This window comes from Sorangium sp. So ce145 (genome assembly GCF_051525985.1).
Lineage (GTDB): Bacteria > Myxococcota_A > Polyangia > Polyangiales > Polyangiaceae > Sorangium > Sorangium cellulosum_B.
Map to the genome: position 1 here is coordinate 6,232,314 of NZ_CP150315.1, position 12,810 is coordinate 6,245,123.

At 71.9% G+C, this 12,810-nt stretch carries 6 protein-coding genes; 3 read left to right on the forward strand and 3 right to left on the reverse strand.

Annotated elements, in window-relative coordinates:
• Position 1 precedes the first annotated feature (1 nt).
• From WMF34_RS22780 to WMF34_RS22790, 3 genes are all read right to left on the reverse strand, one after another.
• The gene (locus WMF34_RS22780) at positions 2–5,770 is read right to left on the reverse strand and encodes an MG2 domain-containing protein (protein ID WP_437994534.1); all 5,769 of its coding nucleotides are present in this window, start codon (positions 5,768–5,770) and stop codon (positions 2–4) included.
• A gap of 203 nt (positions 5,771–5,973) precedes the next feature.
• A complete protein-coding gene (locus WMF34_RS22785) occupies positions 5,974–8,385 on the reverse strand; it encodes a non-lysosomal glucosylceramidase (protein ID WP_162144006.1) in 2,412 nt (803 codons plus the stop codon).
• A 269-nt stretch (positions 8,386–8,654) separates the two neighbouring features.
• Positions 8,655–9,638: a hypothetical protein gene (locus WMF34_RS22790; protein ID WP_437994535.1), complete on the reverse strand. Its 984-nt coding sequence runs from the start codon at positions 9,636–9,638 to the stop codon at positions 8,655–8,657.
• A gap of 310 nt (positions 9,639–9,948) precedes the next feature.
• Between WMF34_RS22790 and WMF34_RS22795 the strand changes: the two genes are divergently transcribed.
• The 3 genes from WMF34_RS22795 to biuH all read left to right on the forward strand — a co-directional run bounded on the left by WMF34_RS22795 (position 9,949) and on the right by biuH (position 12,810).
• A complete protein-coding gene (locus tag WMF34_RS22795; RefSeq protein WP_012237044.1) occupies positions 9,949–11,049 on the forward strand; it encodes an ABC transporter permease in 1,101 nt (366 codons plus the stop codon).
• Entirely contained in the window at positions 11,049–11,978 is a 930-nt protein-coding gene (locus WMF34_RS22800; RefSeq protein WP_012237045.1) for an ABC transporter permease, read from the forward strand. Before WMF34_RS22795 ends, WMF34_RS22800 begins: the two co-directional genes overlap by 1 nt.
• Before the next feature lie 136 nt (positions 11,979–12,114).
• Positions 12,115–12,810, forward strand: a complete 696-nt coding sequence (gene biuH, locus WMF34_RS22805) for a biuret amidohydrolase (RefSeq protein ID WP_437994536.1) — start codon at positions 12,115–12,117, stop codon at positions 12,808–12,810.

Here is a 12,810-nt window from a genome sequence, read left to right on the forward strand (position 1 = left end):
CTCAGCGCGGACGCGGCGCCGCGTCCGGCCCTCGGCTCCCGACCTGGACCGTGACGGCGCCCGTCCGGCCGAAGACCTCGGGGCTGTACATCTCCTCCGCGCGCGCGGGCGGGACCACGAACGAGCCGAGCGTCGTGGCGCGCGCGAGGTACCGGTACCGGTACATCCCGGCGGCCATGTGGTCGACGAAGAAGAGGACGCGATCGTCGCGGATCTCGCGGACGAAGCGGCTCGGCTCGTAGACGCGGCCGGTCGCGCGGAGGTCGTCCTGATCGGCGTCGGCGTCGTCCGCCTCGGCCTGGGCCTCGGCCGCGTCGATGTCGAGCGAGCGCGCGGACGTCGCGAGCCGCGCGTCGACCGCCTCGAGGCCGGCCGGCAGCGGATCGTCGATGACCACGAAGTCGCGCGGAGAGGGCGTCACCACGACGATCTCGCCGAGCACGAGATCGCCGCCGGCAAACGCGACCGACGGCGGGGCCGCGCGCTCGCTCGACGTGGACGCGCCGCCGACCACGGCGGCGAGGTCCTCGGGCGCGAGCGCGCGGAGCGACTTCTCGACGAAGAAGCCCCGGTCGAGCGCCTCCGTCGGGAGCTGCTTGCGCGCGTAGCGGAGCCGCGCCTCGTAGAACAGGCGGCCGCGCCCGTCGACCGAGAACGCGAGCGGCGCGCCCCCGGCGCTCGCGAGCCTCGCCGCGGGGATCGACGTCTTGACCTGCTCCGTCGTGGGGCCGTGGAACGGCGCGGAGAACAGCTCCGCCTGCCCCAGGAACACCCGCGCGTCGAAGTCCGGCGCCGCCTTCTCCTGCGCCTTCCGGTACTGATCGAGCGCGAGCAGCGCCCAGGCCGTCTCCTGCGTGCTGCGCCACGTGCCGCCGCGGCGATCCGCGAGCAGCCCCGCCGCGAGCCGCGGCGCGAGCGGGTGCGCCGGCCGCGCCGCGAGCAGCGCGCGCAGCACGAGCGCCGAGGTGCGGGCCTCGGAGTCCATGAGGACCGCGTACGCGTCGCCGTGGTTGTGGACGGCCCGCGCGACGGGCCCGTCGAGGCGCAGCGCGCCCTCGAGCTCGCGGACGAGCTGATCCACGGACGCCCTGTCGCTCTTGCCGATCACCATCGCGTGCGCGAGGAGCGCCTTCGAGAAGAGCGGCAGCTTGTCGCGCTCGTCGAACAGCTGGCTCGCGCGCCCGGGATCGGGGGCGCCGCTCGCCGCGAGGACGTCGACGAGGAACGGCGCCGTCGCCCGGAGGAGCGGGTCGGCGCCGATCCGGTTGAGCTCCTGGCGCAGGTACGACGTCGCGCGCTCCACCGCGTCGGGCGGCACCGCGACCCCGTAGCGCCTGGCCTCGGTGAGGCCCCACAGCGCGTACGCCGTGGTCCACAGGTCCGCGCGGTCCGACTCGGCGAAGAAGCCGAAGCCCCCGTCCCCGCGCTGGTGCGAGAGGATCTCCCGGATCGTCTTGCCGATGACGGCCGTGAGGTCCTTCGGCAGCGCGATCCCGTAGGCCTTCGCGAGGTCGCGCAGCGACAGGAGCGGGACCATCCGGCTCGTCAGCTGCTCGGTGCAGCCGTACGGGTACTCGAGGAGCTGCTCAACGCCGCCGCCGAGGCCCACGAGCGCGGTCGGCGCAAGGCTCACCGTGAGCCCGCCCGTGTCGTCGCGGATCGCCGACAGGTCCCCGAGCCGCTCGGCGCTCGCCGTGGTGGTGTCGCCGTAGAGCGCGACGGCCTCCGGCGCCATGGGCGCCTTGATCTCGCGGTTCACCTCGACCACGTCCGACGCGCCGCCGCCGGTCGCGCGGAAGCGCAGCGTCGCGGGGCCGGCCCGCGTCGCCGACAGCGCGAAGCGGACCTCGGCCGACCCGCCCGGCGCGAGCTCGATCGCGCGCTTGGCGCTGCCCGCGAGCGTCAGCCCCGACGCGGTGACCTCCACCTCGACCGTCGCCGGCTTCGCGAGCCCCTTCGAGGTCACGACCACCCCCGCGTCGATCGCGTCGCCGGCGCGGAGGAAGCGCGGCAGCGCGGGCCGGGCCATGAGCGGGCGGCTCGTCGTCACCCGGGACTCGCCGTAGCCGAAGCGATCGTCCTCGGCGGCCACGACCGCCATGACCCGGTACGTCGTGAGCGAGTCCGGCAGCTTGAAGCTCGCGTGCACCTGCCCGGAGGCGTCGGTGACGAGCGCGGGGTTGTAGTAGGCGCTCTGGCGAAAATCGCGGCGCACGCCCGTGCCGCCCTCGGCGCCGCCGCCGCCCGCGCGCCCCTTGTCGGCGCCGAGGTCGGCGAACGGGTTGCGCACGCGGGCGAGCGCCTCGCGCGTCTCGATCGTCGCCACCTTCAAGGGGCGCGGCGCGCCGAACACGGGGATCGGATCGGGCGTCGTGTACCCCGTCAGCGACAGCACGCCCTCGTCCACGGCGTAGAGCGTGACCTCCGCGCGGGCGGGCTGGCCGGCGCGGTCGCGGACGTCGACGTCCACGCGGATCGGATCGCCGGGGCGCGCGTCCGCCTTGTCGGCGCGGACGCGCACCGCGAGCCGCTGCGCCTCCGGGTTCACGCGGAGCGGCGCGTAGCCGAGGCGGAACGCCGGCGCCCCGACGTCGGGCCCAGGCGCCCCGCCCTTCCCCGGCGCGGGCTGCGGCTTCGTCCGCCCGCGCAGGAGCAGCACCGAGACGAAGGCGTTCGGCCGGAGGTCCTCCGTGATCGGGACGTCGATCACGGGCATGGCGCCCGACAGCGTCACCTTCCGGTGCGTGGAGATCCCGGCGCGCTCGACCGTGACCAGCGCGTCGGCGGAGGCGAACGGCGACTTCACGATGATGCGCGCCGTCTGGCCGATCTCGTAGCTGTCGCGGTCGGGAACGAGGTCGACCTTGAGCTCGTCGCTGTCGCCGAAGCCCCCGCCGCCCTCGCCGAGCGCGTAGACCCCGGCGGCGGCGCCGACGGGGTTGCCGCGGCGGTCCCTGGCCGTCGCGTGCAGGAGGTAATAGCCCCCCGACGGGACCGTGAGCTCGCAGCTCCGCGGCGCCGCCGCCGTCGTGACGCCGCACCGCGCGACGACCTTGTCGACCGGCGCGCTCACGCTGCGGTACGCGCTGCCGCTCTCCTCCCGCGCGAGCGTCCACGTCCGGTGCACGAGCTCGACCCGGACCGCGACCTGCGCGACGCGCGCGCCCTTCGGATCGACCGCGAGGATCTCCGGCCGCAGCACGTCGCCCGCCTTCGCGAAGAGCTCGGGCTCCTTGAGGGCGACGTAGAACTCGGCCGGGTGCACGAGCGCCGTCGAGCTCCCGGCGATCGTCTGCCGCGACACGTCGGTGACCGACGCCTCGCACGTGACGAGCTCGGTGCCGCGCTGCCCGGGCATCGAGAGCGCCGCGCCGATCGCCGCCTGCCCGGCCGCGTCGAGCTTCTCGCGCGCGCTCTGCACCTCGAACCCGCGCGGCGCCTGGTCCCGCAGCGCGTCGGTGAGCTCGTCCTCGCGGACCGTGAACCCCTCGATCCCCGGCGGCGAGAACGACACCGGCGCGCGCGTCACGGAGAGCGATGCCTCCGCGTTCGTCATCGGCGCCCCGAACAGGTAATCGCCGCGCGCGGTCCAGCGCGCCTTGTCGCCGCGGACGTAGCTCGGCCTGTCGCTCTCGACGCCGACCTTGAACTCGGCGGGGCGGTACTCGGCGACCTCGACGCTGCCCATCACGTCCGGCCACCCCGCCTCGCCGCCCTGGACCGTGGCGGCGAGGCTGTACGTGCCGAGCCGCGCGCTCTCGGGGATCTTCACGTCGGCCGAGAACGTGCCGAAGGCGCCGAGCGTCGGGGAGAGCGAGACGAGCGCCTCGCCGTCGGGCCCCTCGACCTTGAGCGCGACGCTCTTGCCGGCCGGCGTCGTCGCCCCGCGCGCGCCCTCCTCGCGGAAGATCCCCTTCACGCGCACCGTGTCGCCCGGCCGGTAGATGCCGCGATCGGAGAACATCATCCCGAACGGGCGCGCCTCGCTGAAGTCCGACGCCGCGCCGAAGCGCCACCCGTTGAGCGAGTCGGCGACGCTCCGGTACGTCCAGTCGTCGCCCGCGCGCGCGAAGACCACGCTGCGCCCGAGCGTCGTCGCGGTCTCCGGACCGTGCGCCGTCGCGGGGACCACCGCGAACCCCTCGGCGTCGGTGGACACCGCGGCGGGCGCGGGCGCGCCAGGGGCCCGGATCCACACGCGCGCCCCGGGCACCGGCGCGCCCGTCGACAGGCGCGTCACCCAGACGAGCGAGCCGCTCGGCGAGACCTTCGCGCTGATCCCGAGGTCGGTCACCTGCGCGATCACCGCCTCGGAGGTGGTGCGCGCGTGCCGCGTCCCGGGCCGGGCGGTGTAGCTGATCCCGATCGCGAGCGGCCCGCGCTTGCCCTCGCCGCCCAGCACCTCGGCGGCGCGCACGAGGTGCGTCGCCGGCGTGTTGGTCGCGGCGGCCGGGCGCAGGACCGTCTGCTTGCCGGAGGGCAGCGCCGCGATCTCGCCCATCTTCGGGCTGCGCCCCGGGCTGTGCGGATCACCCTGGAGCGCGAGGATCATCTCCTCGGTCATCGCGCCGACCGCGAGCGAGAGCTCGCGCACGTTCACGGACACGACCGGGATCTCGCGACGCTGGGCCGGCTCGAACACGCTCCCGACGAGGCCGATCTGCGCCTCGGGCCAGCGATCGTCGAAGGCGATCTCCTCGGTGACGACGCCGGCGAGCGCCTGCCCGTGCACGTCGCGCAGCCCGGCGGCCACGCGCACCCGGTAGCTGCGACCCGGGGCGAAGGCGCCGCCGAGGGGGATATGGCTCGTGGGCTCGTCGTCCTCGATCCACGACGGCCACAGCAGCTTGACGGCGGGCTCCACCGAGATCGCCCGCTTCGCGTCCGCGAACTTCACGGGGTTCGAGAAGGCGAGCGTGAACCCGCCGTCGGCCGCGCAGCGCCCCTGCGGCGTGTCGCGATCGCACTGGGGGCGCAGCGCCCGGAGCGGCCCGTAGGTGCGGTACGTGAACCGCTGCTCCTCGCCGGCCGGCAGCGGCCCTTCGCGGCCACGGAGGCCCTCGGCCACGGCGAGCTCGATCTCGCTGTCGCGCGGCAGCGGCGCGCGGGGGACGAGCTCGGCGAGCATCTCGTTCTTCGCGTCGGGGCGCCGCACCTCGAACGCCACCTTGTCTCTTCGGCCGCCCACCGTGAGGGACGCGCGCCGCGCGATCTCGGCGGTGTCGACCGGCTGGTTGAACCGCAGCTCGAACCGCGCCTCCGGCGTGAGGTCGTCCTTGCCCGACCAGGGCTCGACGCGCGCGACCGCGGGCAGCTCGGTGCGGAAGGTGAAGGAGTACGGCTCGGCGAGCGCGCTGCCGTCGAGCGCGCGGGTGCCCGCCGGGACCTCGACGGTGAACTCCGTGCCGCGCGGCAGGCGGCCTTCGGGGACGAACGTGAGGCCGCTCGTGCCGACCCAGCGCCAGCGTCCGGGCGCGGACGGCTTCAGGACCGCGGGCGCCGCGGCCTCGCTGCCCGCGAGATCGAGCGATCGCATCGGCCGGTTGAAGACGAGGCTGATCTCGGCGGGGCTCGTGGTCTGCCCGCGGGGCGCGCCGAACACCACCGCGAACGGCCCTGCCTCGGCCTTTCCGCCCGTGTCGAGCGCGCCGGGCGCGAGCGTCCCTCGAGGCGGGACGTTGGGGGCGCGCGCGCCCTGAACGCACGCCAGGCTGAGGGCGATGGCCGCGAGAACGGCGGGCGCAGATCGGAGGCGCGGAGCGACGGACATGGCCGCGACTCAGCAATGGGGATGCCGCGGGCGCAAGAGGCGAGTCCGCGGCGGAATCGGGGCGGGTGATGTGGCAGACGAGACACACCCGACGAGCGCCGGTGACGCGCGGGCGCCCGGAGTCTGGCCGCGCCCGCCGCCGCTCTGTGGGCGGCGGCGAGTCGGGGGGGCAACGCCGCGTTCGCGAGGGCGATATCGCGGGTCTACGGCGCGATGTCGTACGCGTGCTTCGCCGCCCACAGCGTGGTGGCGCGCATGTAGTAGGGCGCGCGGATGCTGCCGTTGCCCTCCCATGCCTCCGGCGTGCGGAACCACAGGCCGTCGGTCTTCCAGATCGTGTCGACCAGGCTCGCGCCGATCTCGCCGGCCTGCGCGGCGAGCCCCTCCTGGATCATGCCGGCCACCACGCCCCAGGACGTGCCCACCCAGCACTCCCGCGTCTGGTTGCTCGTCCCGTCGACCGAGCCATTGGCGGTCATGACGTTGACGACGCCGCGGGTCCCGCCGTCGAAGCGCTTGAAGTTGTTCTCGTAGATCTTGGTGAACGCCGACGCGGCGTGGCTCGGGTCGACGATCGGCGGCAGCCCGAGGGCGCGCGCGTACCACTGGCCAGCGAGCTGGTCCGACATGATCCGGTTCGTGTCCCGGCTCCCCGTGTCGATCTTGTAATACGATCCCGTCCAGAGCTTCGACTCGAAGCCGCCCTTGGACTGCTCGACCCACGTCTGGTAGGTGCTCGCGAGCGAGGCGTCACCGACCGCGGTCGCCAGCTCCTTCGCGGCCTCGCTGGCGGCAATGAAGAGGCCTCCGCAGTACGCGGTGTTGCCGTGCAGATCCATGTCGTCGTAGGTCTGATCGATGCCGTTGCTCTCCGGCAGCCCGTCCCCGTCGCCGTCCTGGCCCTTCACCTTCTGCATCGCCATCTTCACGGCGGGCCAGCAGTAATCGAGGAACGCCTTGTCGGTCTTCCCGGTGAGCGCCCAGTCGCGATAGACCATCAGGACCAGCTTGGAGTTGAGATCCTTCCAGTTGGTCGAGTCGCGGTAGGTGTACGCGTTCCACTTGCGGAAGACGCTCTCGTTGTCTCCGAAATCGTGCGCGGTGGTCCCGATCGCGCGCGGCCTGTCGGAGCGGGTGGTCGTCACGCTGTCGCAGAACTGCCGCACCTCCTGCTTGTCGATGTCCGGCCAGAGCGAGAACAGGGCCCATGAGCCATAAAAGCGCACGTCCGACGTCCCGTAGAACGGGTAGATGTACGACTCGAGGCTGGTGAACATGTCCTCGTCCGGGTCGTCCGGCTGGCCGGACGCGGCCCCGGCCTCCCAGTACGTGCCCGCGATGGCGTAGTAATAGAGCTCGTTGAACAGAGCGCCCTTGAGCCACTCCGGGTACTTCGGGTCGTCGAGCACGCTCGCCTGCCAGTCCTGGATCGCCCAGAGCCACGGCTCGTGCTCGGCGAGCGCCTCCGCCGCGATCGTCCACGAGGCGTTCCCCGTCCGCCCGAAGTGGCGCGTGTACGCGCGGTACCACCTGTCGCCCGAGCCCGCCTGCGTGACCGGGATGTCCCACGCGAGCACGATCGGCACAATGACGCTCTTCCCCGGCTCCACCGTGGCCTTGAACGCGATCGCCCCGAGCGAGTGCCCTCCCGTCGTGTTGGCGAGCGCTCCGTCGTTGGCGAGCTCGCTCTGCAGGGCGGCGACGCTGTCGGCGGACTGGTACGAGACGACCACGCCCGGCGCGTTCCGGCTGGCGAGCGTGAACTCGCCCTGTCCCTCGGAGCTCGGCGCCCCTCCGCCTCGGGTGAGGACCAGGCCGACGTCGTCGCCGGAGGTCTGCACCGTGGCGCCATTGCCGCCGTGATCGTTCTTCCAGGTCAGCATCACGGCGACGTCGCAAGGTGCTCCGGTCGGATTCGTGATCTCCCACCGATAAACGCCGACCGGGTAGCTGGTCTTCTTGTAGTCGCCCGGGATGATGGGGCTGTATTGTTCGACCTTCGCTTTGCAGGGGAATGCCGCCCCGTGGTAATCGACCCACGAGCGCGGAAAGAGCGAGGAGTACGTCGCCTGCCCCTGGCCCAGGCCGTCCTTGTCGAGGCGCTTCGTCTGCGCGTCGCCCCCTTCGGCCTTCTGGTACATGAAGAAGCCTGCGCTGTTGTCGACGTTCTGGTCATTGCTCCCGATATCGAGGCGACCCTTGTAGAACCTGCCGTCGAACCGCCAGGTGATCGTCCCGGCCCCGAAGCCGCCGATGGGCGCGCCGTCCTCGTAGACGCCGTCCGTGATACCCCTGCTCCACGCCTGAGCCGGGATGGAGATCGGCTCGCCCGGCGCGTGCGCCGGCGGGCCGCCGCCTTCGCTGCCGCCGGAGCCGACCGCGGGAGGAGCGCCGCCGGTGCCCGCCCCTGACGACGAGCTGCTCGCAGGGCCCTGGCTTGTTCCGGCACCGGCTCCGGTCGATGTTCCGGCACCGGCGCCGCCAGGCCCCGCTCCGCCATCCGACGAGGACGAGCTCGAGCCACCTCCACCGCACGAGGCGGCTGTCGCCACGACGAGGACGGCACCGGCGGCGACGACACCCAGAGAGCGTAGTGGGACAAGAGGCAATGTCATGACGGCGAGCATATGCGGATCGTGCGCACACGTCACCGTACCAATGGCAATGCATTCACTTCGTTACCGCTGAAACATTCCGTCGTTTCAGAGGCAAACCTGATTTCGCGCGTCGCTGTTCACCCGGGCGGCCTTTAGCGCGACGCGAAATCTCCAGGGCATCTTTCACGACGCGCACGACGCGCACAACATGATCGCGCGAACGAGATCGATGCGTTCCTCATTTCATTGCCAGGCCAGCTCCGCAGCGCGCGGCCGAGGAGCGGCGCTCATGGCCAGGTCGTCTTGACCGCATTGATCCAGGTGTCAGCGAGGCGAAAGGCGGGATCTTGCTCGATGTGCACGAAGCGTCCGCTGTAGCTCGTTGCGGCGCGACCGCAGACCTGGCTCGCCGAAACGAAGTTGAGGAGCCTCCCTTGAACGTTGGTCGTCGCGTTCAGCGAACAATCGCTGCTGCCGGGGACGCCGACCCGCCAGGTGGGCCTCTCGGCCAGCAAGTTGCGCTTGAGCTCCAGTATCTTGTCACCCGAGACGGGGGCGACATCCATGCCGTGCGAGGCGAACACGTCCTCCGCGCAGGTGTCTCTCGCCATGCCATGCCACTGGATGCCCCACCAGGGCCTCGATCCATAAAAGGCCGCGAGCTCCAGGTAGGTCGCGTGAAACGCGTTCGTCACGTTGTGGGCCACGTCCGAGACCATGGTCGAGCGCTGGCAAACGCTGTCGGTGAAGCTCGCATCGCGGTGAGCGCCGGCCATCAGGAAACTGCGGGATCTCGTCGCCTTGAAGACGCTGACGGCCTGGATCTCCGTCTCGAGGTCCGCGGTCGCATGCGGCGCCGAATGAGCGAGCTCTCGCTCCGCGGCCGCATCCACGATGAACGTGCCCAGCCCGAGATCGACGGTTCCATCGCTGTTCCGATCGCCGACCTCCATGAGCACACAGTATCTTCGTCCATTGTTGGCGTCGCGGAGGAGCCGGATCCGCGTAGATGACGACAGGCTGGACGGAAGCACGAACTTGCAGCTGCCGCCCATCATGGTGCGAACGACGCTCCGCCACGCGGTCAGCTGCGTCGAGGTCGGGGTGACGAAGATCCCTGAGTCCCTGCCGGGCATCTGATCGCGAATGCACGTCACGAGCGCCTCCAGGGTCGCGCTCGACGAGCAGGTCAGGTCCGCCGACACCGCGGGGCGGGACGCCATGAGGACGCCAGCGCCGAGCAGGAACAAAATCGATCGTTCGAACCGCATGACAGCGTTACCTCCAGTCAGGGGTTTGCGGACGGCGAGTGCAAGGCGGAGACCGCCGCGCTGTGCGAACCGTTCGCGGTCGCCGCGGCCACCACATCGCGGCGTTATCGCCACATCGCAGCTCGGCCACCACACCACAGCGTCAGTCGACCCGGTGAGCCCCCGGGGTGTCGCACGTCATGACAACGGCGCGTCGCTCGCCGGCCGGAGCGGGTCGTCCGGGCGCGAGGCGCCCGCCCTGTCCGTCCTGTCACGATCAGCAAGCTTCCCGAAAACGTGTGGAAATAATGGAGGCCTTATCCTCGGCAGCGTGAAAGTCATCTCGCACGGGCTGCTCGGGCGTGAGACGACCGAAGCGATCGCCATCCCCCTCGGGGCCCTCGCGGCCTCGCTCCTCGTGTTCGGCGCGTTCGTGGCCGCCCAGGGGGTGAACCCCTTGAGCGTCTATCACGACATGGTCCGCGGCGCCTTCGGCACGTGGTTCTCGCTCCAGAACACCCTCCTTCGGGCCGCGCCGCTCATGCTGACCGCGCTCTGCGCGGCGCTGCCGGCGCGCCTAGGCCTGATCGTCATCGGCGGCGAGGGCGCGCTCGCCATGGGCGGGCTCTCGGCCGCGTCGGCGGCGCTGGCCGCACGGGCGTGGGGCGCGCCGCCCGCCGCCGTGCTCGCCGCGATGCTCGTCTCCGGGCTCGCCGCCGGGGCGCTCTGGATCGGCCTCGCCGGCGCGCTGCGCGTCTACCGCGGCGTGAGCGAGACGATCAGCAGCCTCCTCCTCAACTACATCGGGATCGCGATCCTGAACCACCTCGTCGAGGGCGCGCTGCGCGACCCGGCGAGCCTCAACAAGCCATCGACCGCCTCCATCGGCGCCGAGAACGCGCTCGGGAGCCTGCCCGGCCTCGAGGTCCACTGGGGCCTCGCCTACGGGGTGCTCGCCTGCGCGCTCTGTTATGTGCTGATGCACCGGACGACGTTCGGCTTCGGCGCGGCGATGAGCGGCGGCAACGTCCGCGCGGCGCTCCTCGCCGGACTGCCGGTCAAGCGCCTCGTCGTGGTCACCTGCGCGCTCGCCGGAGCGTGCGCCGGGCTCGCCGGCATGGTGGAGGTCGCGGCGGTCCACGGCCGGGCCAACGCGTCGCTGATCAGCGGTTATGGCTACACCGGCATCCTCGTCGCGTTCATCGCGCGCCACAACCCGCTCGCGATCATGCCGGTCGCCCTCCTGCTCGGCGGCATCGGCGCGAGCGGCGGCCTGCTGCAGCGGACGGCGCGGCTCCCCGACGCGACGGTGAGCGTGCTCCAGGGGATCCTGTTCATCGCGATCCTCGCCAGCGAGACGCTTTACGGCCGTTCCCTCGCCGCCCGCGAGCCCAAGGTCCGTCAGGCGGCTCCGGCGCCTTCGGTGGCATGATGAACGACGCAGCTGCGCTCGGTCTCTGGGGCATCCCCCTCGCGGTCGCCGCCGGGGCCATCCGCATCAGCACGCCATTCCTCTTCGTGAGCCTCGGCGAGTGCCTCACCGAGAAGAGCGGCCGCGTGAACCTCGGCCTGGAGGGCACGCTCGTCATGGGCGCGATGGGAGGTTATGGCGTCTCTTTCCTCACGGGCTCTGCCTGGCTCGGCGTGCTCGCCGCCGGCGCCATCGGCGCCGCGCTCGGCGCGCTGCACGCGTGGCTGTGCTCGAAGCCGCGCGTCAACGACATCGCCGTCGGCATAGCGCTCATGCTCTTCGGCGTCGGCCTCGCCTTCTTCCTCGGCAAGCCACTCATCCAGCCGACGGCGCCCCGCCTGCCCGCGATATCGCTCGGCTTCTTCAGCGATCTCCCCCAGGTCCGCTCCGCGCTCCAGGTGAACGCGCTCTTCCTCATCGGAGCCGCGCTCGCCCCGCTCCTGCTCTGGGCGCTGAACCGCACCCGCTTCGGGCTCGTGCTCCGCACCGTGGGCGAGAGCGCCGACAGCGCCCGCGCGATGGGGGTCGACGTGAACCTGGTCCGGCGGCGCGCGACCATGGCCGGCGGCTTCCTCGCCGGCGTCGGCGGCTCGTTCCTCTCGCTCTTTTACCCTGGCAGCTGGAACGAGGGGCTCTCGAGCGGACAGGGGCTCATGGCCGTCGCCCTGGTCATCTTCGCGCGCTGGAACCCGGTGCGCTGCCTCTTCGCCTCGCTGCTCTTCGGCGGCGCGAGCGCCCTCGGGCCGGCGCTCCAGTCCGTGGGGATCACCTGGGGATACCACCTCTTCAACGCCGCGCCGTACATCGTGACGCTGGCCATCATGGTCGCCGCGAGCTCCGCGACCCAGACCCTGCGCGATCAGCCCGCCGAGCTCACGCTCGCGCGTTGATCGCGCGACGCGGCGCGCGCCGGACGAACCATGTGCACCGTACGAGACGAACGAAACGAACGAAAGGAGCGAGCCCCGCGAGACGAGCGAACCGTACGAGACGAGCGAAACGCTGAATGACAGGAGGACTCGACCGATGCCCTACGTGGCCGCTGATCCCTACGCCTGGCCTTACAACGGCGCGCTCCGCCCCGAGACGACGGCCCTGATCGTCATCGACATGCAGACCGACTTCTGCGGGAAGGGCGGGTACATCGACCTGCTCGGCTACGACGTCTCCCTGACGCGGGCGTGCATCGCGCCGATCCAGCGCGCGCTCGCGGAGCTGCGCCGCCGCGGCTATCACGTCCTGCACACGCGCGAGGGGCACCGGCCGGACCTCTCCGATCTCCCGGCGAACAAGCGGTGGCGCTCCCGCCGGACCGACGGCGGGCGCGGCACGGGCGTGGGCATCGGCGATCTCGGGCCGTGCGGGCGCGTGCTCGTCCGCGGAGAGCCTGGGTGGGAGATCATCCCGGAGCTCGCGCCCCTGCCCGGCGAGCCGATCATCGACAAGCCGGGCAAGGGCTCGTTCTGCGCGACGGATCTCGATCTCATCCTCCGCCAGCGCCGCATCGAGAACCTGATCCTCACGGGGATCACGACGGACGTCTGCGTGCACACCACCATGCGCGAGGCGAACGACCGCGGGTACGAGTGCCTGCTGCTCTCCGACTGCTGCGCGGCCACGGATCCTGGCAACCACGCCGCCGCGCTGAAGATGGTCAAGATGCAGAACGGCGTGTTCGGCGCGGTCTCGACCTCCGCCGCGCTGCTGGAGGCGCTCCCGTGA